Here is a 25,250-nt window from a genome sequence, read left to right on the forward strand (position 1 = left end):
CCGGTCGTGGCGCCCGTACGGTGGCGCCATGACCGGCCTTCCTGCTCCCGTACGGGGCATCAGCGCGCGCGTGGTGATGAACAAGGGCGGCTGCGGGGGCTACTACGCACACCTCGTGGCCGACTTCGAGCCTCCGGGCCCCGGCGGCCGGACGGAGATCGTGAACCTGGTCCCCGAGCGGCGGCTGCCCGCCGAGTTCCTCCCGGCCGTACGCGCGGGGATCGAGCTGGGACTGGACGGCGTCGCGGCGGCCGTCCTGCTCACGGACGGGGGATGGCACGAGGTGGACTCCTGAGACATCGGCTTCCGGACGGCCGGGGCGGAGGTGGCGCGCGCCGCGCTCGTGGCGGCCGCACTGCGTCCCGCGGAGGAGGCGGACGCCCTGCGCTGGGCGTCCTGGCCGGGCCGGCGACCCTGGCCCGGGCACAACCCCCGGTGCGAGGAGCTGTACGGCCGGATCCGCCGGGCCGGGCCCCGCTGAGCCGGGGTCAGGCCGCCGCCGGGCCCCGCAGGCCGTGCATCAGCAGGGCCGTGAAGGTGGCCACCCAGAGCTCGTCCACCGGCTCGGAGCTCACCAGGGCGCGGTGCACCACCGTGCCGGCGATCACGTCGAAGATCAGGTCCGTGGTGCGGCCGGCGAGGGACTCGTCCTCCTCGTACGGAAGCTCCCCACGGGCCTGGGCGCGTTCGCGACCCAGTACGACGAGACGTTTCTGCCGGTCCACGATCGCCGACCGGATCCGGTCGCGCAGGGCCTCGTCCCGGGTGGACTCGGCGACGACCGCCATCAGGGCGGTCCGGGCCTCCGGGCGCCGCAGCAACTCCGCGAACTGCAGCACCACGTTCTCGATGTCCGCTTCGAGTGAGCCCCGGTCCGGGAGTTCGAGCGCGTCGAAGAGCTCCGCGACCGCGTCCACGACCAGCTCGTTCTTGCCCGCCCAGCGCCGGTAGAGGGTGGTCTTGGCGACCCCCGCCCGGGCCGAAACGTCCCCCATCGTCAGCTTCGACCAGCCCAGCTCGACGAGCGCGTCCCGGGTCGCGGCGAGGATCGCGGCGTCCGCGGCGGCACTGCGGGGACGACCGGTGCGGCCGGGGCTGGGGTTGCGCATGGCCGAGACCATACCCGCCGGTAGCCGAACCGGCCGCTGTGGTTCAGATCACTGGGCCGGGAGGGGCGCGGCGGGCCGCCGGGGGAGTTACGCTACGGCTCGTAGCGTAAGAGCGACAACCACGCGAAGAGCTACTGGCGCCAGGTGGGGACCCGGCGCCGTCCAACATCACGATCGCGGCGGTAGCCGGCACGGCCAATTCACGCGATCTTTTTCGTCGGCGCGCGCACACGGGGGAGGATGTACGCATGCAGCCCAGAAACATGTCCATGAGCGGCGTCGTCGACCTCGCCGCGGTGAAGGCGGCCGGTGAGGCCAAGGCCAAGGCGGAGCAGGCCCGCGCCGAAGCGGCGAGCAGGGCCGGCGAGTCCGGTGGGGCGGGTCCGTCCGCCGGTGCGGTGCCGCCGTCCGCGCTCGTCGTCGACGTAGACGAGGCCGGCTTTGAACGCGATGTGCTCCAGCTCTCGGCAGAGGTTCCGGTCGTCCTGGACTTCTGGGCCGAGTGGTGCCAGCCGTGCAAGCAGCTCAGCCCGCTGCTGGAGCGGCTGATCACCGAGGCCAACGGCCGCCTCGTGCTCGCCAAGATCGATGTCGACGCCAACCAGATGCTGATGCAGCAGTTCCAGATCCAGGGCATCCCGGCCGTCTTCGCCGTGGTGGCCGGTCAGGTGCTGCCGCTGTTCCAGGGTGTGGTTCCGGAGCAGCAGATCCGGGAGACCTTCGCCCAGCTCGTCCAGGTCGCCGAGGACCGTTTCGGGATCATCGGCATCGAGGTGGACCCGGCCGCGGAGGGTGCCGCTCAGGCCGCCTCGGCCACGGACGAGATCCCGGCCGGCCCGCACGACGCCCTGCTGGAGGCGGCGGTCGTCGCGCTCGACGCCGGTGACCTCGGCGGTGCGGTCCAGGCGTACAAGAACGTGCTCGCGGACGACCCGGGCAACACCGAGGCCAAGCTGGGCCTGGCCCAGGCCGAGCTGCTGGCCCGGGTCCAGCACATGAACCCGCAGGCGGTGCGGGCCGCGGCGGCCGAGAACCCGCGCGACCCGGCGGCACAGATCGCCGCGGCCGACCTCGACCTGGTCGGCGGCCACGTGGAGGACGCCTTCGGCCGCCTGGTGGACACCGTCCGGGTCACGTTCGGTGAGGACCGGGACACCGTGCGGCTGCGACTGCTGGAGCTGTTCGAGGTCATCGGCGCGGACGACCCGCGGGTCTCCGCGGCGCGTACGGCGCTCGCGCGGGTGCTCTTCTAGGCCGCGTCCGGGCGGGCTCCGCGGCCGCTCCGGGGCCGTCGCCACGCACCGCCCGTACATCACCGGGCCACCGGCGATTTGTTGACACGTAGATAAACAGCGGCCGCACTTTGCCAAAGATTGGCAATCGCGGCCGCTGTTACTCGCAGTAAATCGAACCCCGTGAACTGTCCGGTGTGTTCGTCATTCGCCCGTTCTGTCGTGGCCCTGGGTGACACCCTGTGTTGCTGCCCGACGGCGGCGGGTCGTGCCCCGGTTATCTGGCCGTTACCCGCCAGTAACGAACCCCCTTGTGCCCCGGCCTGGAATGGACCACGATCGGCGACGCTCGGTCCTTCCCGCAGAGCCGCTCGCTCGGAGCCGCGGAGAAGGGTCCCCACCGAGCCGGCCTGTGGCAGTGGCACCGGCCGTGGGACAGGGGGGTCTCTGCCACACCGGTGGGGCCTGTCCTCCAGGTTGCGCGAACGCGTGGCCCAGTGGTTGTCGCTCGGGGGTGATCGCCGGTGTATCGGACGTGGCACGGCCGCGGCCCGGCCGCCTGCGCTCCTTCCCGAGGACGTAGCACTTCTCCCATCCCAGGACGGGCACGGCCCGGACCGGAGATGTACGTCCGAGAAGGAGGAACGAAATGAGTTCTCAGGTTCGTGGCGGGACCAGATGGAAGCGCTTCGCGCTCGTCATGGTGCCGAGCATCGCGGCCACGGCCGCGGTCGGTGTGGGTCTGGCGCAGGGTGCCCTCGCGGCGTCCTTCAGCGTCTCCGGCCAGGACTTCAAGGTCGCGGCCGACAAGCTCGACGGTAAGGACCTCATCCAGTACGGCGGTATCGCCAAGGGGCACGACCTGAAGACCGGCAAGGAGGTCGACCACCCGGTCACCATCTCCGGCTTCAGCCGTGCCGAGATCACCAACATGTGCCAGTCCCTGGTGACCCCGACTCCGCTGGGCGCCATCACGCTCCAGCTGAGGACCGGTCACAAGGGCACCCCGGCCGTGGCGACCAACATCTACCTGGATGTGGCCGAGCTCGACACCGACGCCGAGTTCGAGAACCTGGACATCGGTGTCGCGGTCGGCGACGCGAGTCACAAGACCAAGCCGCAGGCCGGTACGGTGGCCAGCCCCTACGCGTTCTCCCAGCGCGCCGAGCGGGCGGTCCTGACGGACGTGAAGCAGAAGGCGTGGGCGACCACGGCGGGCACCTTCAAGCTGCCCAACCTGAAGCTGCGCCTGCTCGGTGGCGACCAGCCCTGCTACCAGGACCTCAAGGACTGACCCGTCCGTCCCGGTGCATGACCGGACGGGTGGTGGTGGGCGCATGCCGCCACCACCCGTCCGGGCTCCACAGAGTTCTCACGTACCACCCGTTTCCAGGGAGCTGTTGTCCATGAACCCCCAGGCCCCGGTTTACGTTCGCGCAGAAGACGACGCCTGGCTCACCGCGGTGTACTACCACTTCCACGCCTGGAGCGGTCGCCGTCCCTTCTGGGCCGGGTTGTTCACGCTGCTGGGCGGCCTCCCGATCGCCTACTTCCCCTATGCGGATCTCCGTCTGGGCAATATCACTCTCGCCATGGCCACCACGGGCGGCGCGGGCGCACTGATCATCGGTGTACTGCTGATCACGCTGGGCCTGGCCCTGTGGTTCCAGGCGACCATCCGCGTCTTCGCCGGCGTGGCCGCGATCCTGCTGGCCCTGGTCTCCATCCCGGTGTCCAACCTCGGCGGCTTCTTCATCGGCTTCAGCCTCTCGATGGTCGGCGGCGCGCTCGCCCTGGCCTGGGCGCCGGGTCAGCCGGTCGAGGAGACCGCGCAGCCGGCGGCCGAGCAGCAGGCGGACCCGGTCGGCCTGACCAAGGCGGAGGCGACGGCGGACATGGGCGCCCAGGGCGTTCCCGGTCCCCGCGGTACGGAAACGGCACACGCGAGCGAGACGACTGCCCACGCCGATGGCGGGAGGAACAGTGCGGGGTGACGAGACGCAGCGGGGCGTGGCCCCAGGCGCGCAGTCCCGTGTAGTGAAGGGGCCGCGCCACGCGGCGCCCAGGAAGTCGCTGCTGAACAAGATCCAGATACCCGTCGGCAAGACGATGGCGCTCGCGGCGATGCCGACGGCCGTGTTCGTCGGGATGGGTATGGCGCCCAAGCTCGCGGTGGCCGACGACAAGGAGATCCCCTTCGCGCCCGGCCCGTGCGTGACGCGGTCCGACGAACCCGCGGAGACCGAGTCGAAGTCCCCGTCGCCCACGCCGTCCACCACGGCTTCGCCGAGTACGTCGCCCAGCGCGACGCCCTCTCCGTCCGCGTCGGCGGCCGCGAAGGCGAAGCCGAGCACCTCCCCGTCGGCGGCCAAGCCCCCGGTGACGAACGAGAAGGCGCCGGCCCCGGCCACCACGCCGGCTCCGGAGCCGACCAAGTCCACGAACCCGCTGGACCCGCTGGGCGTCGGCGACGCGCTCAAGAACCTCGTCGACGAGCTCGGCAGGCCCCTCAAGGACGCGACGGCGAAGGCGACCCCGACGCCCGCGCCCACCCCGTCGGGCGCTGCCAAGACGGCCCCGACCCCGGACCCGGCCGCGGACGCGATCCGCGAGGCGGCGAAGAAGGCCGGTGTCGACGTCAAGGAGCTGTCCGAGGAGGTCAAGAAGACCGAGAAGGACCCCAAGAACGAGACGGGCGAGGACAAGGCCAAGGACGACAAGTCCACGGCGGAGGACGAGGACAAGTCCGAGGACAAGGACAAGGACAAGGACAAGGCCGAGGAGACGAAGGACCCGGACGGGAAGCAGCCCTTCCCGTGCCCGACCTACGACGCCAAGGCCCTGGCCGACGCCGAGCTGGAGCAGGGCGTCCCGCTCCTGCCGGACGAGCCCTGGTACCTCGACAGCTCGCTGCTGACCCTCTACGGCCTGGACTACCACGGCATCGTCGAGGTGAAGACGGCCGGCGGCAAGACCAAGAAGGTCCTGAAGTTCACCGCGGACTCGCTGGACATCAAGGACCTCTACCAGACGGTCGGCAAGTCGGGGAACGTCGCCCACCTGAAGTCGCGTCCGGGCTCCACGTCCAAGATCCGCGGCGGCACGGTGACGATGTACACCGAGAGCCTCAAGGGCAACCTGTTCGGTCTGATCCCGATCGAGTTCACCCCGAACAGCCCGCCGCCCCTGAACGTCCCGTTCGCGTTCTTCACGAACGTCAAGGTCGTCCAGGCCGGCCAGTTCGGCGGCACGCTCACCGTTCCGGGCCTGAAGAACTACATCGGCCCGCCGGAGCAGTAACCGGCTCATGCACGTCCGACGGCCCGTCCCTTTGCTGGGGCGGGCCGTCCGCTTTTCGTTACCCATGGCCGTGAGGCCCGGAACAAGGCGATCGACGCGGAACGGCAGCGCGACGCCCTGGAGGCCAAGGCCTACGCCAAGGAGTCCAAGGCCGCCGCCGACGAGGGCACGAGCGCGGCCGAAGGGTCCCGTACCGCGGCCACGGCCGCACGTACCGCGGCGGACAACGCGGGCACGGCGGCCACGGCCGCGCGGGCCGAAGGACACCCACACCACCCGGTGCCCGACGTGGTGCGCACGCTGGAAAGAACGGTGACACACGTCGATCCGGATCTGGGCTTCAGGCTGCTCCTGAGGGTGCTGAAGGCGTACCAGATCACGATCGGCGCATCTCGCCTCGCGCGGTACCGGGATCTCGGCGAGAGGCCCGGCTACGACGAGTGCGTCGTGGAGGACGGAGGGATCGACGTCAGGCCGGACACGGCGGACTGAACCGGACCCCGGAACACACCGAGGGCGGTGCCCCGGATCCTCGAAGGGGATCCAGGGCACCGCCCTCGGTCTCTGTGCGGCAGAGTTCGAGCGGGCCCGCGGCGTCAGGCCTGGGTGTCGCCCAGGTGGTGGACGCGGACCATGTTGGTGGTGCCGGGGACGCCGGGGGGCGAGCCGGCGGTGATGATCATCGTGTCGCCCTGGTTGTAGCGGCCCAGCTTGAGCAGCTCGCCGTCCACCAGGTCGACCATCGCGTCGGTGGTGTCCACGTGCGGGACGATGTAGGACTCGACGCCCCAGCTCAGCGTGAGCTGGTTGCGGGTGTTCACGTCGGTGGTGAAGGCCAGGATCGGCTGCGTCACGCGGTAGCGCGACAGGCGGCGGGCGGTGTCGCCCGACTGGGTGAAGGCGATCAGCGACTGGGCGTCGAGGAAGTCCGCGATCTCGCACGCCGCGCGGGCGACGGAGCCGCCCTGGGTGCGCGGCTTCTTGCCCTGGACCAGCGGCTGGAGGCCCTTGGAGAGGAGCTCCTCCTCGGCCGCCGCGACGATCTTCGACATCGTCTTGACGGTCTCGATCGGGTAGGCGCCGACCGAGGACTCCGCCGACAGCATGACCGCGTCCGCGCCGTCGAGGATGGCGTTGGCCACGTCGGAGGCCTCCGCGCGCGTCGGGCGGGAGTTGGTGATCATCGACTCCATCATCTGGGTCGCGACGATCACCGGCTTGGCGTTGCGGCGGCACATCTCGATGAGCCGCTTCTGGACCATCGGGACCTTTTCGAGCGGGTACTCGACGGCCAGGTCGCCGCGGGCCACCATGACCGCGTCGAAGGCGGCGACCACGGCCTCCATGTTCTCGACGGCCTGCGGCTTCTCCACCTTGGCGATGACGGGGACCCGGCGGCCCTCCTCGTCCATCACCTTGTGGACGTCCTTGACGTCGTTGGCGTCGCGGACGAAGGACAGGGCGACCATGTCGCAGCCCATCCGCAGGGCGAAGCGGAGGTCGTCGACGTCCTTCTCCGACAGGGCGGGTACGTTCACCGCGGCACCCGGCAGGTTGATGCCCTTGTGGTCCGAGATGACACCGCCCTCGATGACGATGGTCCGGACCCGGGGGCCCTCGACCTCGGTCACCCGGAGCTCGACGTTGCCGTCGTTGATCAGGATCTGGTCACCCTTGGCGACGTCGCCCGGGAGGCCCTTGTAGGTGGTGCCGCAGATGGACTTGTCGCCCGGGACGTCCTCGGTGGTGATGGTGAACTCGTCACCGCGCACCAGCTCGACGGGACCTTCGGCGAAGGTCTCCAGACGGATCTTCGGGCCCTGGAGGTCGGCGAGGACGCCGACGGCGCGCCCGGTGTCCTCGGAGACCTGCCGGACGCGGTCGTACCGCTCCTGGTGTTCTGCCTGGGACCCGTGGCTGAAGTTGAATCGGGCCACGTTCATACCTGCCTCGATGAGCGCTTTCAGCTGCTCATACGAGTCGACGGCGGGGCCCAGCGTGCAGACGATTTTGGAACGGCGCATGACTGGATCCTATCGGTTTGTTTCGTAGCGGAATATTCCGTCTGGCGGAAACTCCAAGTGACTACTGAGTAACCAGCGCGTACGCCTGGGTGGCGATCTCCAGTTCCTCATCCGTCGGGACCACCGCCACCGCCACCCGGGCATGATCCGCCGAAACCAGCCGCGGCTGCGGGGAACGCGCCGCATTGGCTTCGGGATCCAGCACGAGGCCCAGCCCGGCCAGGCCGTCGATCGCGGCCTCGCGGACCTGGTGGGCGTTCTCGCCGACCCCGGCCGTGAAGGTCACCGCGTCCACCCGCCCGAGCACCGCCGTGTAGGCCCCGATGTACTTCTTCAGCCGGTGGACGTACGCGGCGAAGGCGAGGCTCGCCGCCTCGTCGCCCTCGCCCGCGCGCCGCAGCACCTCGCGCATGTCGTTGTCGCCGCACATGCCCAGCAGACCGCTCTTCTTGTTCAGGAGCGAATCGATCTCATCCACCGAGAAGCCGCCCACCCGCGCCAGGTGGAAGACGACCGCCGGATCGACGTCGCCCGAACGGGTCCCCATGACCAGCCCCTCCAGCGGGGTCAGGCCCATGGACGTCTCCACGCACACCCCGCCCCGCACGGCCGAGGCGGAGGCGCCGTTGCCCAGGTGCAGCACGATCACGTTCACGTCCTCCACCGGCCGGCCCAGCAGCGCGGCCGTCGCCCGCGAGACGTAGGCGTGGGAAGTGCCGTGGAAGCCGTACCGCCGGACGGAGTACGCCTCGGCGGTCGCGGCGTCGATCGCGTACCGCGCCACGTGCTCCGGCATCGTCGAGTGGAAGGCGGTGTCGAAGACGGCGACCTGCGGAACGTCCGCGCGCAGCGAGCGCGCCACCTCGATGCCGGTCACGTTCGCCGGGTTGTGCAGCGGAGCCAGCGGGATCAGGCTCCGGATCTCCGCCAGCACCTCGTCGTCGATCACGGTCGGCCGGGTGAACCGCGTCCCGCCGTGCACCACCCGGTGGCCCACCGCCGCCAGCTCGGGCGAGTCCAGGCCCATCCCGTCCGCGGCGAGCTCCGCGGCCACGGCCTTCAGCGCGGCACCGTGGTCCGCGATCGGGCCGAGCCGCTCCCGCCGGCCCGCCGACGCACCCGGACCCGAAAGCGGCTCGTGCACCAGCCGGGAGGTCTCCTCGCCGATGCGCTCCACCAGGCCGGCGGCCAGCCGGGACCGGTCCGCCATGTCGAGGAGCTGGTACTTGACCGACGAGGAGCCGGAGTTGAGGACGAGTACGCGCGATGCGGTCACGGTGGAGGTCTTTCCTTGTCGCGGGTGGTGAGGGGAGAGGGGGTCAGGCGGTGGGCGCCGGCGCGCCCTGCGCCTGGATCGCGGTGATGGCCACGGTGGTGACGATGTCCTGGACGAGCGCACCGCGCGAGAGGTCGTTGACCGGCTTGCGCAGACCCTGCAGCACCGGGCCGACCGCCACCGCGCCCGCCGAACGCTGCACGGCCTTGTACGTGTTGTTGCCCGTGTTGAGGTCGGGGAAGATCAGCACGGTCGCGCGCCCGGCCACCTCGGACCCGGGCAGCTTGGTCGCCGCGACCGAGGGCTCCACTGCCGCGTCGTACTGGATCGGCCCCTCGATCAGCAGGTCCGGGCGCTGCGCCCGGACGAGCTCGGTGGCCTTGCGGACCTTGTCGACGTCCGCGCCGCTGCCCGAGGTGCCCGTCGAGTACGAGAGCATCGCGATCCGCGGCTCGACACCGAAGGCGGCCGCGGTGGTGGCCGACTGGACGGCGATGTCGGCGAGCTGCTCGGCGTTCGGGTCCGGGTTGACCGCGCAGTCGCCGTAGACGAGGACCCGGTCGGCCAGGCACATGAAGAAGACCGAGGAGACGATGGACGCCTCCGCCTTCGTCTTGATGATCTCGAAGGCCGGGCGGATGGTCGCCGCGGTGGAGTGCACGGAACCCGAGACCATGCCGTCGGCCAGGCCCCGCTGGACCATCAGGGTGCCGAAGTAGTTGACGTCCGTGACCACGTCGGCCGCCAGCTCGACGGTCATCCCCTTGTGGGCGCGGACCTGGGCGTAGTACTCGGAGAAACCTTCCCGCAGCGGGGAGGTCGCCGGGTCGATCAGCTGGGCGCCGGAGATGTCGACGCCGAGGTCGGCGGCCTTCTTCAGGATCGCCTGCTCGTCGCCCAGCAGGGTCAGGTCGCAGACGCCCCGGCGCAGCACCACGTCCGCGGCGCGCAGCACCCGCTCCTCGGTGCCCTCGGGCAGCACGACGCGGCGGCGGTCCGAGCGGGCCCGCTCCAGCAGCTCGTGCTCGAACATCATCGGGGTGACGCGCTCCGAGCGGGCCACCGACAGCAGGCCGCGCAGCTCGCCGGTGTCCACGTGCCGCTCGAACAGGCCGAGCGCGGTCTCCAGCTTGCGCGGGGTCGCGGAGTTCAACCGGCTCTGCAGCGAGAACAGTTCGGCGGCGGTCGGGAAACTGTTGCCGGCCACCGACACCACGGGCGTGCCCGGCGCCAGCTTCGAGGCCAGCGTCAGGACCTCCTCGGTCGGGCGTTCGTTCAGGGTCAGCAGCACGCCCGCGATCGGCGGGGTCCCGGAGGTGTGCGCGGCCAGCGCCCCCACGAGCAGGTCGGAGCGGTCCCCCGGGGTGACGACCAGGCAGCCGGGGGTCAGGGCGTTCAGGAAGTTCGGCAGCATGGCGCCGCCGAAGACGAAGTCGACGGCGTCGCGGGCCAGCCCGGCCTCGTCGCCGAGGAGCACCTCGCCGCCGAGCGCCCGGGTGATCTGGGCGACGGTCGGGGCGGAGAGCGACTTGTCGTCCGGCAGCACGTAGCAGGGCACGGGCAGCCGGGCGGCCAGCCGCTCGGCTATGACGTCGCGGTCCTCCGCCGCCACCCGGTTCACGACCATCGCGACGACGTGGCAGCCCAGGGTCTCGTAGGCGCGGTAGGCGTTGCGGGCCTCGGCGCGCACGGCCTCGGCCTGGTGCCGGGTGCCGCCCACCACGGGCACGACGACCGCGCCCAGCTCGTTGGCGAGGCGGGCGTTGAGCGCCAGCTCGTCGGGGAGGTTGGTCTCGGCGTAGTCGGTGCCGAGGACGAGCATGACCTCGTAGTCGCGGGCCACCCGGTGGTAGCGGTCGACCAGCTGCGAGACCAGCTCGTCGGTGCCCTTCTCGGCCAGGATCGCCGAGGCCTCCTGGTAGGACATGCCGTAGGCCGCCGCCGCGTCCTGATCGATCCGGTAGCGGGCCCTGAGCAGGTCGAAGAGCCGGTCCGGTGCGTCGTGCAGCAGCGGACGGTAGACGCCGACCCGGCCCGTCTGCCGGGTCAGCAGCTCCATGATGCCCAGCTCGACGACCTGCCGGCCGTCCCCGCGCTCGATCCCGGTCACGTACACGCTGCGCGTCACGCCGGCTCTCCGTCCCATGCTGTGAAGGTCATGCTCTGAAATGTCAGTTTGCTCTGGCTCGACCTCTTGACAATACCTCTGTCAATGAGTAGGGCGCCCCCTGGCAGGCGGTCCGGCCGGGAGGGCCGGAAGGCCCTCGGGGCAGAGCCGCCGAAGATGTGCGGCGTCCCGGGCCCATGGAACAATCGGACAGGCTTCACCATTACGCCCTTCACAGGTACGGCAGGAGACACAGCACGATGCGTATCGGAGTTCTCACCGCAGGCGGCGACTGTCCGGGCCTCAACGCTGTCATCCGGTCGGTCGTACACCGTGCCCTGGTCGGTCACGGAGACGAGGTGATCGGTTTCGAGGACGGCTTCAAGGGCCTCCTCGACGGTCACTTCCGCCCCCTCGACATCAACGCCGTCAGCGGCATCCTCGCCCGCGGCGGCACGATCCTCGGTTCGGCGCGCATGGAGCGCGCCCGTCTCCACGAAGCCGCCGAGAACGCCCAGGAGCTGGCGACGCGCTACGGCATCGACGCCCTCATCCCGATCGGCGGCGAAGGCACCCTGACCGCCTCGCGGATGCTGTCGGAAGCCGGGATGCCGGTCGTCGGCGTACCGAAGACCATCGACAACGACATCTCCTGCACCGACCGCACCTTCGGCTTCGACACCGCCGTCATGGTCGCCACCGAGGCGATCGACCGCCTCAAGACCACCGCCGAATCGCACCAGCGCGTGATGGTCGTCGAGGTCATGGGCCGCCACGCGGGCTGGATCGCCCTGGAGTCCGGCATGGCGGGCGGTGCGCACGGCATCTGCCTGCCGGAGCGCCCGTTCGAGGTGGACGCCCTGGTGAAGATGGTGGAGGAACGATTCGCACGCGGTAAGAAGTTCGCCGTGATCTGTGTGGCCGAGGGCGCGCACCCGGCCGCGGGTTCCATGCCGTACGAGAAGGGCGCGATCGACCAGTACGGTCACGAGCGCTTCGCCGGCATCGGCAACCGTCTCGCGATCGAGCTGGAGCACCGCCTGGGCAAGGAGGCCCGGCCGGTCATCCTCGGTCACGTCCAGCGCGGCGGCACGCCCACCGCCTACGACCGGGTCCTCGCGACCCGCTTCGGCTGGCACGCCGTCGAGGCCGTCCACCGCGGCGAGTTCGGCAAGATGACCGCCCTGCGCGGCACCGACGTCGTCATGGCCCCGCTCGCGGAGGCGGTCACCGAGCTGAAGACCGTCCCCGAGGAGCGCATGTACGAGGCGGAATCGGTCTTCTGACGCCGCCCTACGACGCACCGCCCGCGAGGTGCCAGAACCGGTCCACGATCTCGGAGAGGAACTCCCGGCCAGCGTCCCCGCTGCCCGCCTCGCCCTGCCCGCCGCCCCAGCTGAGCGTCGCCACCATCCGCGACTGGTAGTCGCCGTGCAGCTGCTCCAGCACCGCCTCCAGATGGTGCTTGGGGATCGGCAGCAGCTTGCCGAGCGGCTTCACGTACGCCTGCCAGCGCGTGGTCACGGCACTGCGCAGCAGGTCGGCGAGCTCCTCGTGCTTGCCGGTCGCCGTCACGAACTGGGCCAGCGTCAGCCCCAGCACCGTGGCCAGGGCGGCGGACTGCCGCTCGTTGCCCTTCCAGCGCCCGGTGTCCTCCATCTTCTGGTACGAGCTCGTGTCCAGGCCGATCCGGCGGGCGAGGTCGTCCGCCGCGAGGCCCCGGGCCACCCGGTGCTCCCGCAGGGTCACGGCTTCGGCGAGCAGCTCGCCGGGCGCACACCACAGGACGCCCGCGAGAGCCGTGAGCTCGGCGGAGGAGGGCGATATCTCGCCACGCTCCCAGGCCATCACGGTCTCGGGCGCGACGACGAGTCCGTACTGGGCGCGCAGGCCGTAGGCGACATGTCCGGGAGCCATGCCCAGGGCCGCGCGCAGACGACGCGCGGCGGGGGCATTGAAAGGTGGGCTGGAGTGCACACCGCACACCGTAGAAGTGGCCAGGCTGCGGCGCCTACAGACCAAACAAACAAGCCCATACCTCGTAGGAACGTCCTAGGAAGTCAAGGCCTTTCGCCGGTTTTCCGGGCGACTGTCCGGTAATCGGTGAAGCGGAAGATCTTTTCCGTATGTACGGTTCCAGCCAACGCCCGCCGACGCAAGGCCTCTCACATTCTTCGCACATTCCCGAACCGCCCGGCCGTTTCCTGCGTGATCCTTTCCGGGGCCCTCGCCGACGGGGGTGGCGAGGGCCCCGACCCCCTTTCCCTTGCCTTGACGTCGGCGTCAAGCCATACGGTCGTCCCATGCGCATCGGCGAACTGGCGGAGCGGGCGGGGACCAGCACCCGGACGCTGAGGTACTACGAGTCGCGCGGGCTGCTCCCCGCGCGACGGGCCGACAACGGCCACCGGACCTACGACGAGGACGACCTGCGGCTGCTGCGCCAGATCCGCATGCTCCAGGACTTCGGCTTCGAGCTGGAGGAGACCCGGCCCTTCGTGGACTGCCTGCGGGCCGGCCACCCGGCCGGGGACTCCTGCCCCGCCTCGCTCGCCGTCTACCGGCGCAAGCTCACCGAGCTGGACGGCCTGATCGGCCGGCTGGCCGACGTGCGCGAGCAGCTCGGACGGCAGTTGGCCGACGCGGAACGGGCGGCCGGCGCGGAGGCCGTGCCGAAGTGCGAGATGACCGGATGACCCGAAGGTCGGACGACCGGACGGACGCAGTGGACGAGAGGGATGGTGACATGAAGGCTCACGGCGTGGCACAGGTGACCGACGCGGACTTCGAGGCCGAGGTGCTGGGGGAGCGGGGGCGGCCCGTCCTCGTGGAGTTCACCGCGGACTGGTGCGGCCCCTGCCGCCAGCTCGCCCCCGTACTCTCCTCGATCGCCGCCGAGGAGGCCGACCGGCTCAAGGTCGTGCAGATCGACGCGGACCGCAACCCCGAGGCCGTCGCCCGGTACGGGGTGCTGTCCATGCCGACGATGCTCGTCTTCCGCGACGGCGTGCCCGTCCGGCAGATCGTCGGGGCCCGGGCCAAGCGCCGGCTGCTCCAGGAACTGGAGGAGCAGCTGGCCATGGCCTGAGCCCCGGAGCTCAGCCCTGCGGCCGGAACCAGACCGTCGCCAGGGGCGGGAGGGTCATGCGCAGGCTCGCCGGGCGGCCCTGTGCCGGGACCGGTTCCGGCCGCAGCGGCTGCGTGTGGTGGATGCCGCTGCCGCCGTAGACCTCCAGGTCGGTGTTGAGCACCTCCCGCCACAGCGGTACCTCCTCCGGCACCCCGATCCGGTAGCCGTGCCGGACCACGGGCGAGAAGTTCGACACCGCCAGGAGCTGCGAGCCGTCCTGCGCGTACCGCAGGAACGCGAAGACGTTGTCCTCCGCGGCGTCCGCCTCCACCCAGGCGAAGCCCTCCGGCACCGTGTCCCGCTCCCACAGGGCGGGCGCCGCCGTGTACGTACGGTTCAGGTCGCGCACCAGGTTCCGTACGCCCCGGTGGTCGCCGGCCGCCGCGTAGGAGTCGTCCAGCACCCACCAGTCCGGCCCGTACACCTCCGACCACTCCGAGCCCTGCGCGAACTCCTGCCCCATGAAGAGCAGTTGCTTGCCCGGGTGGGCCCACATGAAGCCCAGGTAGGCCCGGTGCGAGGCCCGCCGCTGCCACCAGTCGTCCCCGGGCATCCGCGACACCAGAGAGCCCTTGCCGTGCACCACCTCGTCGTGCGAGATCGGCAGCACGTAGTTCTCGCTGAAGGCGTAGATCATTCCGAAGGTCATGTCGTGGTGGTGGTACTTGCGGTGCACCGGCTCCTTCGACATGTACCGCAGGGTGTCGTGCATCCAGCCCATGTTCCACTTCAGGCCGAAGCCGAGCCCGCCGGCGTCCGTCGGCCGGGTCACGCCCGTCCACGCCGTGGACTCCTCTGCGATGGTCACCACGCCCGGGCAGCGCCGGTACACCGTCGCGTTCATCTCCTGGAGCAGCGCCACCGCGTCCAGGTTCTCCCGCCCGCCGTGCTCGTTGGGCGCCCACTCGCCCTCGCCGCGCGAGTAGTCGAGGTAGAGCATCGAGGCCACCGCGTCCACGCGCAGACCGTCCACGTGGAACTCCTCGCACCAGTACACGGCGTTGGCGACGAGGAAGTTGCGCACCTCCTTGCGGCCGTAGTCGAACTCCAGCGTGCCCCAGTCCGGGTGCGCGGCCCGCCGCGGGTCGTGGTGCTCGTACAGCGGCCGCCCGTCGAACTCCGCGAGGGCCCATTCGTCGCGCGGGAAGTGCGCGGGCACCCAGTCGACGATCACCCCGATCCCGGCCCGGTGCAGCGCGTCCACCAGGAAGCGGAAGTCGTCCGGACCGCCCATCCGCGAGGTCGGCGCGTAGAAACCGGTGACCTGATAGCCCCACGAACCGCCGAAGGGGTGCTCGGCGACCGGCATCAGCTCCACGTGCGTGAAGCCCAGCTCCTTGACGTACGCGGGGAGCTGCTCGGCGAGCTGCCGGTAGGAGAGCCCCGGCCGCCAGGACGCCAGGTGCAGCTCGTACACCGAGAAGGGGGCCTGGTGCGGGGGCCGGGCGCCGCGCCCGGCCATCCACGCCGCGTCCTGCCACTCGTACGCGGAGGTGGTCACCACCGAGGCGTTCGCCGGGGGGACCTCCGCGGACCGGGCCATCGGGTCGGCTCGCAGGGTGTGGCTGCCGTCCGGCCGGGTGACGTCGTACTTGTAGAGCGTGCCGGCGCCCACCCCGGGCAGGAACAGCTCCCACACGCCGGTGGACCCGAGCGAGCGCATCGGGTAGGCGACGGAGTCCCAGTACGAGAAGTCCCCGGTGACCCGGACCCCCTGGGCGTTCGGCGCCCACACCGTGAAGCGGGTCCCGGCCACGCCCTGGTGCTCCATCGGCTCGGACCCGAGCGCCTTCCACAGCTGCTCGTGGCGGCCCTCGCCGATCAGGTGCAGGTCCAGCTCGCCGAGGGCGGGCAGGAACCGGTAGGGGTCGTGGATCTCGATCTCGTCGCTGTCGTACGTGACCAGCAGCCGGTACTCCGGGACGCCGGCCAGCGGCAGCAGCCCCGAGAACAGCCCGTCGCCGTCGTCGTGGAGCTCGGTCCGCAGCCCCTTGGCGACGACGGTGACCGCCTTGGCATGGGGGCGCAGCACCCGGAAGGCCACCCCGCCCCGCTGGGCACGGGCCCCCAGCACCGCGTGCGGATCGTGGTGGCGGCCCTCCAGCAGCCGGGCCCGTTCGTCGGCGCCGAGTGCGGGCGCCGGCCGGACACCGTGCGCAGGGGCGGCCCGGCGGGCCCGGGGCGGCCGGGCCTTCTTCACCGGCGCCGGGGCGGGTGCGGCATCGTCGCGGACGGTCGGTGACGGCTGTCGTGCGGCGCTCACGCGAGCGGCCTCCTCGGGGGCTTCGGGTGGGGGTGCGGGTGGGGGGAGACGGAGCCGGGGGCGGACGGGGTCGGCGGCACGCGGTGGGCGGGCCGTACGGGCTCCGAAAGCCGCCGGATCGCGGCCATCGGGACGTGCAGCCAGTCGGGGCGGTGCCGGGACTCGTAACGGGCCTCGTACACCGCCTTGTCGGTCTCGTACGCCCGCAGCAGTACGGGGTCCTCGCGGGGGTCCCGGCCGGTGGTGCGGGCGTAGCCCTCGCAGAAGGCGGCCCGGCAGTCGTCCGCCCAGGCGGGGGCGAACGGCCGGTGCGAACGGGCGGCGTAGTCGAAGGAGCGCAGTATCCCGGCGATGTCGCGCACCGCCGGTTCGGGACGGCGCCGGTCGGCCAGCGGCCGGGCCGGCTCACCCTCGAAATCGATCAACGACCAGCTGCCGTCGAGGGTGCGCAGGGTCTGCCCCAGATGGAGGTCCCCGTGGATCCGCTGGGCGGGCACCCCCGACCCCCGGGAGGCCGCCAGCGCGTCGAAGGCACCCCGCAGCCCCGCCTCGTACGGCCGCAGCGCCGCCACCTCCCGGGCGGTGGCGGCCAGCCGGGCCGTCATCCCCGCCGCGAGCCGGGCGGTCTGCTCCGGGCCGAGGGCGACCGTGGGCAGCGCCGCGGCCAGCGCGCTGTGCACCTCGGCGGTGGCCCGGCCCAGCGCGTGCGCCTCGGCGGTGAAGTCGGCCCCGGCGCCGAGCCGGCGCAGCGCGAGCTGCCAGCCGTCGTCGGAGCCGCGCAGGTACGGCTGGAGCACACCCAGGGTCAGCGGCTCGCTGCCGGGCGGCTCGGCCTCGTACCAGGCGACCGGCGCCGGGACCCGGGCGCAGCCGGCGGCGGCCAGGGCCCTGGGCAGCTCCAGGTCCGGGTTGATCCCGGGGCCGACCCGGCGGAAGACCTTCAGGATGAACGAATCTCCGTAGATGAGCGAGGAGTTCGTCTGCTCCCCGGAGATCGGCCGCGGGGTGAGCCCCGCCGGGATCGGTGTGGCCGGATCCCGGTCGAAGCGCAGCGGCCCGAGCGTCCCGGGGGAGCGCAGCCGTTCCAGCAGCATCGCCGCGAGCCGGGGGTCTCCCAGCGCCTCGTAGACCGCCCGGCCCGCGTAGGGGCCGTCCTCGGCGTGGCCGATCAGGGTCGGCGCGAGGGCGGGCGGCAGGGACGGGCGGATGCCCAGCAGCAGTTGGTAGCAGTCCCCGTCGACGTCGAGCAGCAGGTGCAGCAGGCCGGGGCTGGAGCCCGGCGGCAGCAGTTCGGCCGCAGAGACGGTCCTGAGCCTGCTGATGGTGCGGCCCTTGCCCGCGAACCAGCGCTGCGCTGGCAGCCAGGCCCTGAGCATCGGCTCCAGTGGAGCGAGTCCGGCGGCCCGGTCGGCCGTCAGCCGGCTCCGGGCGGATGCAGCCTCCGACATGGCGTCGCGTCCTTTCCCCGGGCCGTCACAGAATGCGCAGAGTGTCCCGGATGCACGGCAGTTGCTTATCCGGCATGTGCGAGTGTCGGGTCAGGATGGTCCGTACAGGGGCGGGCGATTGACCCGTTCGAGCTGCCCGCCCCCTTGTGCGAGGGCTCGGTTCGCCTCCGGAGCGCCCTGTGCCTGTCGCGCAGGCCGCGCTCCTTCGGCTCACTCGCCCCGGACCGGCTCCCGGCTAGTCGGCGCGCGGTGCGGTGCGCCGTTCGGTGCGCCGTTCGGCCCGCAGCCGGAACCAGTAGAAGCCGTGGCCCGCCAGGGTCAGCAGGTACGGCCACTCGCCGATCGGCGGGAAGCGCACGTCGCCCGTGAGCTCCACCGGGACCCGTCCGTTGAACGACCGCAGATCGAGCTCGGTGGGCTGCGCGAAGCGCGAGAAGTTGTGCACGCACAGCACCAGGTCGTCCCCGTGCTCGCGCAGGAACGCGAGCACCGCCGGGTTCGACGACGGCAGTTCGGTGTACGAGCCGAGTCCGAAGGCCGGGTTCGCCTTGCGGACCTCGATCAGCCTGCGGGTCCAGTGCAGCAGCGAGGAGGGCGAGGACATCGCGGCCTCGACGTTGGTGACGCGGTACCCGTAGACGGGATCCATGATGACCGGCAGGTTCAGCCTGCCCGGATCGCACGAGGAGAAACCGGCGTTGCGGTCCGGGGTCCACTGCATCGGCGTGCGGACGCCGTCGCGGTCGCCCAGCCAGATGTTGTCGCCCATGCCGATCTCGTCGCCGTAGTAGAGCACCGGCGAGCCGGGCAGCGACAGCAGCAGGGCCGTGAACAGCTCCATCTGCTTGCGGTCGTTGTCCAGGAGGGGGGCGAGCCGGCGCCGGATGCCGATGTTGGCCCGCATCCGCGGGTCCTTGGCGTACTCGGCGTACATGTAGTCGCGCTCTTCGTCCGTGACCATTTCGAGGGTGAGCTCGTCGTGGTTGCGCAGGAAGATGCCCCACTGGCAGCGGTCCGGGATCGCCGGGGTCTTGGCCAGGATTTCGGAGACCGGGTAGCGGGACTCTCTCCGTACGGCCATGAAGATGCGGGGCATGACGGGGAAGTGGAAGGCCATGTGGCACTCGTCCCCGCCCTTGTCGTAGTCGCCGAAGTAGTCGACGACGTCCTCGGGCCACTGGTTGGCCTCGGCGAGCAGCACGGTGTCCGGGTAGTGCGCGTCGATCTCGGCCCGGACCCGCTTGAGGAGCTGGTGGGTTCTGGGCAGGTTCTCGCAGTTGGTGCCCTCCTCGGCGTACAGGTAGGGCACGGCGTCGAGCCGGAAGCCGTCGATGCCGAGGTCGAGCCAGAAGCGCAGGGCGGAGACGATCTCCTCCACCACGGCCGGGTTCTCGTAGTTGAGGTCCGGCTGGTGGGAGAAGAATCTGTGCCAGTAGTACTGCTTGCGTACGGGGTCGTACGTCCAGTTCGAGGTCTCGGTGTCGACGAAGATGATGCGGGCGTCCTGGTACTGCTTGTCGTTGTCGGCCCACATGTAGTAGTCGCCGTACGGTCCGTCCGGGTCCTTGCGCGACTGCTGGAACCACTCGTGCTGATCGCTGGTGTGGTTCATGACGAAGTCGATGATCACCCGCATGCCGCGGGTGTGCGCGGCGTCCACGAACTCCACGAAGTCGGCGAGGTCGCCGAACTCGGGGAGCACCGAGGTGTAGTCGGCGACGTCGTAACCCCCGTCGCGCAGGGGTGAGGCGAAGAACGGCGGCAGCCAGAGGCAGTCGACGCCGAGCCACTGGAGGTAGTCCAGCTTGGCGGTGAGCCCTTTGAGGTCCCCGACGCCGTCGCCGTTGCTGTCGTGGAAGGAGCGGACGAGGACCTCGTAGAAGACCGCCCGCTTGAACCAGTCGGGATCGCGGTCCTTGGCGGGGGTGTCCTCGAAGGTGTCGTGGACGGGATCGTTGATCATCATGTGGTGGGTGACCCTCCGGTGGGCGGGGACGGTCGCAGAGCGGCCAGTACGTGCGCGGGCGTGCGGCCCGGCTCTAGGCGCACGTAGTTCGCCCTGCCCCAGTGATAGGTCTCGCCGGTGAGCTCGTCGCGCACCGCGAGGGACCCGTGCCAGTCGAGGCCGAGTACCGGCATGTCCAACGACACGGTCGCCTCCTGGGTGTGGTGCGGATCGAGGTTGACGACCACCAGTACGGAATTGGCTCCGGCGTGCTTCGAATAGGCGATCACCTGTTCGTTGTCGGTCGAGTGGAAGTGGATGTCGCGCAGCTGCTGGAGCGCGGGGTTGCGGCGGCGCAGCCGGTTCAGCGCGGTGATCAGCGGGGCGATGGTCGCGCCGGTGCGGTCGGCGGCGGCCCAGTCGCGCGGCCGGTACTCGTACTTCTCGGAGTTCAGGTACTCCTCGCTGCCCTCCCGCACCGGGGTGTTCTCGCAGAGCTCGTAGCCGGCGTAGACCCCCCAGGCGGGGGAGAGGGTGGCGGCCAGCACGGCCCGGACCTCGAAGGCGGGACGGCCGCCGTGCTGCAGGTACTCGTGCAGGATGTCCGGCGTGTTGACGAAGAAGTTCGGCCGCATGACCGAGGCGGAGGGGGTGTCGGCCAGTTCGGTCAGGTACTCGGTCAGCTCGGCCTTGGTGTTGCGCCAGGTGAAGTACGTGTACGACTGCTGGAAGCCGACGGCGGCCAGCGCCCGCATCATCGCGGGCCGGGTGAAGGCCTCGGCCAGGAAGATCACGTCCGGGTCGGACTTGTTGATGTCCGCGATCACCTTCTGCCAGAACACGACCGGCTTGGTGTGCGGGTTGTCCACCCGGAAGATGCGGACGCCGTGGTCCATCCAGTGCCGCAGGATCCGGCAGGTCTCCTCGACGATGCCGGCCATGTCGGTGTCGAAGTGGATCGGATAGATGTCCTGGTACTTCTTCGGCGGGTTCTCGGCGTACGCGATCGTCCCGTCGGCCCGGTGGCGGAACCACTGCGGGTTCTTCTCCACCCACGGGTGGTCGGGGGAGCACTGCAGCGCGAAGTCCAGCGCGATCTCCATGCCGAGCTCGCGGGCGCGCCCGACGAAGGCGTCGAAGTCCTCGATGGTGCCGAGGTCGGGGTGGACCGCGTCGTGCCCGCCTTCGGTGGAGCCGATGGCCCACGGCACGCCCGGGTCCCAACTACCGGCGGACAGGGTGTTGTTCGGGCCCTTGCGGTAAGTGGACCCGATCGGGTGGACGGGCGGCAGGTAGACCACGTCGAAGCCCATCGCCGCGATCGCGGGCAGCCGCTCGGCGGCGGTCCGGAAGGTCCCGCTGACCGGGGCCTCGCCGGGCTCCAGCACCGCTCCCTCGGAGCGCGGGAACATCTCGTACCAGGAGCCGAAGAGGGCCCGCTTGCGCTCCACCAGGAGCGGCAGCGGCTTGGAGGCGGTGACCAGCTCCCGGTACGGGCGCCTGGCGAACGCGGCGTCCACGGCCGGGGCGAGAGCGGCCTCGTACCGCTCGGCGACGGGCAGGTCCTCGTCGCGCATGGTCCCGGCGGCGGCCAGGACGGCCTCGCGCCCGTCGCGCTTGGGGATCCGGGCCCCGGCCCGCTCGTAGAGCTCCGCGCCCTCCAGCAGCATGAGGCCGGTGTCGATCCCGGCGGGGATCTTGATCGCGGCATGGGCCCGCCAGGTGGCCACCGGATCGCTCCACGCCTCGACGGTGTACGTCCACCTCCCCTCGGTGTCGACGGAGACCTTGGTCCCCCACCGGTCGGTGCCGGGGGCGAGTTCGCTCAGCGGTACGGGGGCCCGCAGCCGGCCGCCCGGATCACGCAGGACGAGGTGGGCGGCGACGGCGTCGTGTCCTTCGCGGAACACGGTGGCGGAGATCTCGAAGACCTCGTCCACGACCGCCTTTGCGGGTCTGGCGCCGCAGTCGACGGCGGGGCGGACGTCCAGCACGGGAATGCGACCGATCATGATGGGATCACCTGGGGGCAGTTCGCAGGGCTCGGTGACAACAGGCCGACCGCGACGGCGGCCGGTAGTGCACGCTCTGTTCGCTCTGTTTCTAGCCGCTCAGTGGACGGCTGGGCTGCGGGCATGGCCGCTCCTGTCCGCGTTCACTCGGGTGGCGGGGAGAGGGTTTGTGGGCGGGTGCGCCGTGCGTGTACCACGTGTACCCGGGGAGCCCTTCCCACTCTCCCCCACCCCAATCCGCGCACTTGGTTAACTACTCGTACGTAGTGGCACGGGCAATACCAAGGCTCCGCTCGACATCCGGCGGGGCTCCGTCAAGTCGGCTGGGACTAGGTGACGTAGGAGCCCGGATCACGTGTCACACAGGCCTCCAGAACCCCTCGGGAACCACCCGCGCGGGGGTACGGGAGACAGCGGTTCGCCGCCGCCCCGGGGCGGGAGTGACCCCTGTTTCGCAGGATTTGCCAGATGTGGCCGAAAATCGACCACCTTGGCCGGTGGGCGGGCCGGGTCGAACCTGTTCCCGGGAACCGGGCCGACCGGGCCGGGCTCCGCACCGGCTCCGCAGACGGGCCACCCGTGGCCCGGGGGCCATGCCGTCATGCCTTCGTGCCGCAGGCGGCATGGCCGGAACGCGGGGGCGTCGCTAGCCTTCCCGGGGTGATGCGCGGGTGCACAGCGTGGTGCGGCCGCTCCGATCCGTAATCCCCTGCGAAGGTGGAACACGTGAAGGCTATCCGTCGATTCACCGTGCGCCCCGTCCTCCCGGAACCCCTGCTGCAGCTCACCGAGCTCGCGCGCAACCTGCGCTGGTCGTGGCATTCCGAGACCCGTGAACTCTTCCAATCCGTCGACCCCGAGGGCTGGCAGGCCGCCGGCGGCGATCCCGTCCGGCTGCTCGGCACGGTCTCCGCGGCCCGGCTCGCCGAACTGGCCGCGGACCGCCGGTTCCTGCGCCGGCTCGCCGTCGCCGCTGCCGACCTCGACGACTACGTGAACGGCGGGAGGTGGTACCAGAGCCAGGAGAACGGCGCGGAACTGCCCGCCGCCATCGCCTATTTCTCCCCCGAATTCGGTATCACCGCCGCCCTGCCCCAGTACTCCGGCGGCCTCGGCATCCTCGCCGGGGACCATCTGAAGGCCGCCAGCGACCTCGGCGTCCCGCTCATCGGGGTGGGTCTGCTCTACCGCCACGGCTACTTCCGCCAGTCGCTCTCCCGCGACGGCTGGCAGCAGGAGCACTATCCCGTCCTCGACCCCAACGAACTGCCGCTCGGCCTGCTCCGCCAGGACGACGGCACCCCCGCCCGCGTCAGCCTCACCCTGCCCGGCGGACGCACCCTGCAGGCCCACATCTGGCAGGCCCGCGTCGGCCGGGTGCCGCTGCTGCTCCTGGACTCCGACGTCGAGGACAACGACGCCGCGGCCCGCGAGGTGACCGACCGGCTCTACGGCGGCGGCAGCGACCACCGGCTGCTCCAGGAGATGCTGCTCGGCATCGGCGGTGTGCGCGCGGTGCGCGCGTACTGCCGCATCACCGGCCATCCCGATCCCGAGGTCTTCCACACCAACGAGGGCCATGCCGGCTTCCTCGGGCTCGAACGCATAAGGGAACTGGAGCGGGAGCAGGGCCTCGGCTTCGACGGCGCCGTCGAGGCGGTGCGCGCCGGAACCGTGTTCACCACGCACACTCCCGTCCCCGCCGGGATCGACCGCTTCGAGCGGGCCCTGGTCGCCCGGCACTTCGGGGACGGCGGGGAACTGCCCGGCGTACCGGTCGAGCGGATCCTGGAACTGGGTGCCGAGACGTATCCCGGCGGCGACCCCGGCGTCTTCAACATGGCCGTCATGGGTCTGCGCCTGGCCCAGCGGGCCAACGGGGTGTCCACCCTGCACGGCGCGGTCAGCCGGGAGATGTTCGCCGGGCTGTGGCCCGGCTTCGACCCGGCCGACGTGCCCATCACCTCCGTGACCAACGGGGTGCACGCCCCGACCTGGGTGGCTCCCGAGGTGGTCCGGCTCGGCGCCCGCCAGATCGGCCCGGGCCGTACCGAGGACGCCCTGTCGGTCGGCGGCTCCCCGCGCTGGGACGCGGTCGCCGAGATCCCGGACCAGGACGTGTGGGACCTGCGGCGGGTGCTGCGCGAGCAGCTGGTGCAGGAGGTGCGCGACCGGCTGCGCGCCTCGTGGCTCCAGCGCGGGGCCGCGGCGGCCGAGCTGGGCTGGGTCGACTCCGTACTCGACCCCGACGTGCTGACCATCGGCTTCGCCCGGCGCGTGCCCTCGTACAAGCGGCTGACGCTGATGCTGCGCGATCCGGAACGGCTGCGCAGGCTGCTGCTGGACCCGGAGCGGCCGGTGCAGATCGTGGTGGCGGGCAAGGCGCACCCGGCCGACGACGGCGGGAAGCGGCTCGTGCAGGAGCTGGTGCGGTTCGCCGACGACCCGCGGGTCCGGCACCGGATCGTCTTCCTGCCCGACTACGGCATGGCCATGGCGCAGAAGCTCTACCCGGGCTGCGACGTCTGGCTGAACAACCCGCTCCGGCCCCTGGAGGCCTGCGGCACGAGCGGGATGAAGGCCGCCCTCAACGGCTGCCTCAACCTTTCCGTGCTGGACGGCTGGTGGGACGAGTGGTTCGAGCCGGACTTCGGCTGGGCCATCCCGACCGCCGACGGGCTCGGCGCGGACGAGGACCGGCGCGACCACCTGGAGGCGAGCGCCCTCTACGAGCTGATCGAGAACCGGGTCGCGCCCCGTTTCTACGACCGGGCCGGGCGCAGCGGGCTTCCGGTGCGGTGGATCGAGATGGTCCGGCGCACCCTCGTCTCGCTGGGGCCGAAGGTGCTCGCCGGGCGGATGGTCCGGGAGTACGTGGAGCGGCTGTACACCCCGGCCGCGCTCGCCCACCGGGCCCTGGACACCGGGGCCGCACGTGACCTCGCCTGGTGGAAGGGCCGGGTCCGGGCGGCCTGGCCGCGGCTCTCCGTCGAACACGTGGAGACACTGGCCGCGGCTCCGGTGGGCGGCACCGCGGAACTGGGTGCCACCCTCACCCTGCGCGTGCAGGTGGCGCTGGACACGCTCACGCCCGACGACGTGGAGGTACAGGCCTTCGCCGGCCGGGTGGACCCGCAGGACGTGATCCGGGACGGGCGCAGCTTCCCGCTCAAGCCGGCCGCGGGGCCCGATCTGGAGGGCCGCTGGCTGTACGAGGGCCCGCTCGCCCTCGACCGTACGGGGCCCTTCGGCTACACGGTGCGCATCCTGCCCGCGCACCCGCTGCTGGCGACCCCGGCGGAACTGGGCCTGGTCGCGGCCCCGGTGGAGAGCGACTCGGGGGGCGGGGTGGTGCTGCGCTGAGCTCGCGGGGCCGGGCGGTGCGCCGCGGGTGCGTGCCGCCC

Annotated in this window: 21 protein-coding genes; 11 read left to right on the forward strand and 10 right to left on the reverse strand. The window is 71.3% G+C overall.

Translation table 11 applies throughout. The features are described 5' to 3' along the window. The first annotated feature begins 28 nt into the window (after positions 1-28). Positions 29-295: a hypothetical protein gene (locus DEJ51_RS23210; protein ID WP_150259448.1), complete on the forward strand. Its 267-nt coding sequence runs from the start codon at positions 29-31 to the stop codon at positions 293-295. Positions 296-325: 30 nt separating this feature from the next. Further along, positions 326-481, forward strand: coding sequence for a hypothetical protein (locus tag DEJ51_RS34630; RefSeq protein WP_190620581.1), 156 nt, complete (start codon positions 326-328; stop codon positions 479-481). Positions 482-488: 7 nt separating this feature from the next. On the opposite strand, the gene DEJ51_RS23215 is transcribed toward DEJ51_RS34630, so the two are convergent. Further along, complete coding sequence (locus DEJ51_RS23215) at positions 489-1,109, reverse strand: TetR/AcrR family transcriptional regulator (protein ID WP_030014167.1); 621 nt, start codon at positions 1,107-1,109, stop codon at positions 489-491. A gap of 248 nt (positions 1,110-1,357) precedes the next feature. On the opposite strand from DEJ51_RS23215, the gene DEJ51_RS23220 reads away from it, so the two are divergent. The 5 genes from DEJ51_RS23220 to DEJ51_RS23240 all read left to right on the forward strand — a co-directional run bounded on the left by DEJ51_RS23220 (position 1,358) and on the right by DEJ51_RS23240 (position 6,133). Then, positions 1,358-2,362: a tetratricopeptide repeat protein gene (locus DEJ51_RS23220; RefSeq protein ID WP_150259450.1), complete on the forward strand. Its 1,005-nt coding sequence runs from the start codon at positions 1,358-1,360 to the stop codon at positions 2,360-2,362. Positions 2,363-2,990: 628 nt separating this feature from the next. Then, positions 2,991-3,635 (forward strand): DUF6230 family protein, encoded by a 645-nt coding sequence (locus DEJ51_RS23225; protein ID WP_150259452.1) that lies wholly within the window; start codon positions 2,991-2,993, stop codon positions 3,633-3,635. 112 nt (positions 3,636-3,747) lie between these two features. Continuing rightward, positions 3,748-4,335 (forward strand): DUF6114 domain-containing protein, encoded by a 588-nt coding sequence (locus tag DEJ51_RS23230; RefSeq protein WP_150259454.1) that lies wholly within the window; start codon positions 3,748-3,750, stop codon positions 4,333-4,335. Next, a complete protein-coding gene (locus tag DEJ51_RS23235; protein ID WP_150259456.1) occupies positions 4,325-5,641 on the forward strand; it encodes a hypothetical protein in 1,317 nt (438 codons plus the stop codon). The genes DEJ51_RS23230 and DEJ51_RS23235 overlap by 11 nt, the downstream gene beginning before the upstream one ends. Before the next feature lie 312 nt (positions 5,642-5,953). Further along, positions 5,954-6,133: a hypothetical protein gene (locus DEJ51_RS23240; protein WP_150259458.1), complete on the forward strand. Its 180-nt coding sequence runs from the start codon at positions 5,954-5,956 to the stop codon at positions 6,131-6,133. Positions 6,134-6,237: 104 nt separating this feature from the next. Here DEJ51_RS23240 and pyk read toward each other — a convergent pair whose 3' ends face one another. From pyk to DEJ51_RS35170, 4 genes are all read right to left on the reverse strand, one after another. After that, the gene (gene pyk / locus DEJ51_RS23245; protein WP_150259460.1) at positions 6,238-7,665 is read right to left on the reverse strand and encodes a pyruvate kinase; all 1,428 of its coding nucleotides are present in this window, start codon (positions 7,663-7,665) and stop codon (positions 6,238-6,240) included. 61 nt (positions 7,666-7,726) lie between these two features. Next, positions 7,727-8,941, reverse strand: a complete 1,215-nt coding sequence (locus tag DEJ51_RS23250; RefSeq protein WP_150259462.1) for an acetate kinase — start codon at positions 8,939-8,941, stop codon at positions 7,727-7,729. 43 nt (positions 8,942-8,984) lie between these two features. After that, positions 8,985-11,069 (reverse strand): phosphate acetyltransferase, encoded by a 2,085-nt coding sequence (gene pta, locus DEJ51_RS23255; RefSeq protein ID WP_150259464.1) that lies wholly within the window; start codon positions 11,067-11,069, stop codon positions 8,985-8,987. After that, on the reverse strand, positions 11,066-11,452 hold the full coding sequence (locus tag DEJ51_RS35170; RefSeq protein WP_223836258.1) for a hypothetical protein: 387 nt from the start codon (positions 11,450-11,452) through the stop codon (positions 11,066-11,068). The genes pta and DEJ51_RS35170 overlap by 4 nt, the downstream gene beginning before the upstream one ends. Between DEJ51_RS35170 and DEJ51_RS23260 the strand changes: the two genes are divergently transcribed. Beyond that, a complete protein-coding gene (locus DEJ51_RS23260) occupies positions 11,363-12,334 on the forward strand; it encodes an ATP-dependent 6-phosphofructokinase (protein WP_223836206.1) in 972 nt (323 codons plus the stop codon). The genes DEJ51_RS35170 and DEJ51_RS23260 overlap by 90 nt on opposite strands. Positions 12,335-12,341: 7 nt before the next feature. Here the strand turns inward: DEJ51_RS23260 and DEJ51_RS23265 are convergent, their stop codons facing one another. Beyond that, the gene (locus tag DEJ51_RS23265) at positions 12,342-13,025 is read right to left on the reverse strand and encodes a helix-turn-helix domain-containing protein (RefSeq protein ID WP_150259468.1); all 684 of its coding nucleotides are present in this window, start codon (positions 13,023-13,025) and stop codon (positions 12,342-12,344) included. Between the two features lie 326 nt (positions 13,026-13,351). Between DEJ51_RS23265 and DEJ51_RS23270 the strand changes: the two genes are divergently transcribed. Together DEJ51_RS23270 and DEJ51_RS23275 are read left to right on the forward strand one after the other, a co-directional pair. Continuing rightward, the gene (locus DEJ51_RS23270; RefSeq protein WP_150259470.1) at positions 13,352-13,744 is read left to right on the forward strand and encodes a MerR family transcriptional regulator; all 393 of its coding nucleotides are present in this window, start codon (positions 13,352-13,354) and stop codon (positions 13,742-13,744) included. Between the two features lie 50 nt (positions 13,745-13,794). Beyond that, positions 13,795-14,136 carry a thioredoxin family protein gene (locus DEJ51_RS23275; protein ID WP_150259471.1) on the forward strand — a complete coding sequence of 114 codons (342 nt, stop codon included), beginning with the start codon at positions 13,795-13,797 and terminating at the stop codon, positions 14,134-14,136. A 10-nt stretch (positions 14,137-14,146) separates the two neighbouring features. Here the strand turns inward: DEJ51_RS23275 and glgB are convergent, their stop codons facing one another. The 4 genes from glgB to DEJ51_RS23295 all read right to left on the reverse strand — a co-directional run bounded on the left by glgB (position 14,147) and on the right by DEJ51_RS23295 (position 21,846). Further along, the gene (gene glgB / locus DEJ51_RS23280; protein ID WP_150259473.1) at positions 14,147-16,441 is read right to left on the reverse strand and encodes a 1,4-alpha-glucan branching enzyme; all 2,295 of its coding nucleotides are present in this window, start codon (positions 16,439-16,441) and stop codon (positions 14,147-14,149) included. After that, positions 16,438-17,889, reverse strand: coding sequence for a maltokinase N-terminal cap-like domain-containing protein (locus DEJ51_RS23285; protein WP_150259475.1), 1,452 nt, complete (start codon positions 17,887-17,889; stop codon positions 16,438-16,440). The genes glgB and DEJ51_RS23285 overlap by 4 nt, the downstream gene beginning before the upstream one ends. A 235-nt stretch (positions 17,890-18,124) precedes the next feature. Further along, positions 18,125-19,855: a maltose alpha-D-glucosyltransferase gene (gene treS / locus DEJ51_RS23290; RefSeq protein ID WP_150259477.1), complete on the reverse strand. Its 1,731-nt coding sequence runs from the start codon at positions 19,853-19,855 to the stop codon at positions 18,125-18,127. Continuing rightward, complete coding sequence (locus DEJ51_RS23295) at positions 19,852-21,846, reverse strand: alpha-1,4-glucan--maltose-1-phosphate maltosyltransferase (protein ID WP_150259479.1); 1,995 nt, start codon at positions 21,844-21,846, stop codon at positions 19,852-19,854. Before DEJ51_RS23295 ends, treS begins: the two co-directional genes overlap by 4 nt. 726 nt (positions 21,847-22,572) lie before the next feature. Between DEJ51_RS23295 and glgP the strand changes: the two genes are divergently transcribed. Next, positions 22,573-25,209, forward strand: coding sequence for an alpha-glucan family phosphorylase (glgP, locus tag DEJ51_RS23300; RefSeq protein WP_150259481.1), 2,637 nt, complete (start codon positions 22,573-22,575; stop codon positions 25,207-25,209). The last annotated feature ends 41 nt before the right edge of the window (positions 25,210-25,250 follow it).

It is taken from the genome of Streptomyces venezuelae (assembly GCF_008642275.1).
GTDB classification, from domain to species: Bacteria; Actinomycetota; Actinomycetes; order Streptomycetales; family Streptomycetaceae; genus Streptomyces; species Streptomyces venezuelae_E.

Coding starts and splice junctions, on each gene's coding strand:
- DEJ51_RS23210 (WP_150259448.1), top strand. CDS start 29: ATGACCGGCCTTCCTGCTCCCGTACGGGGCATCAGCGCGCGCGTGGTG.
- DEJ51_RS23215 (WP_030014167.1), bottom strand. CDS start 1,109: ATGCGCAACCCCAGCCCCGGCCGCACCGGTCGTCCCCGCAGTGCCGCC.
- DEJ51_RS23220 (WP_150259450.1), top strand. CDS start 1,358: ATGCAGCCCAGAAACATGTCCATGAGCGGCGTCGTCGACCTCGCCGCG.
- DEJ51_RS23225 (WP_150259452.1), top strand. CDS start 2,991: ATGAGTTCTCAGGTTCGTGGCGGGACCAGATGGAAGCGCTTCGCGCTC.
- DEJ51_RS23230 (WP_150259454.1), top strand. CDS start 3,748: ATGAACCCCCAGGCCCCGGTTTACGTTCGCGCAGAAGACGACGCCTGG.
- pyk (WP_150259460.1), bottom strand. CDS start 7,665: ATGCGCCGTTCCAAAATCGTCTGCACGCTGGGCCCCGCCGTCGACTCG.
- DEJ51_RS23270 (WP_150259470.1), top strand. CDS start 13,352: ATGCGCATCGGCGAACTGGCGGAGCGGGCGGGGACCAGCACCCGGACG.
- DEJ51_RS23275 (WP_150259471.1), top strand. CDS start 13,795: ATGAAGGCTCACGGCGTGGCACAGGTGACCGACGCGGACTTCGAGGCC.
- DEJ51_RS23285 (WP_150259475.1), bottom strand. CDS start 17,889: ATGTCGGAGGCTGCATCCGCCCGGAGCCGGCTGACGGCCGACCGGGCC.
- treS (WP_150259477.1), bottom strand. CDS start 19,855: ATGATGATCAACGATCCCGTCCACGACACCTTCGAGGACACCCCCGCC.
- DEJ51_RS23295 (WP_150259479.1), bottom strand. CDS start 21,846: ATGATCGGTCGCATTCCCGTGCTGGACGTCCGCCCCGCCGTCGACTGC.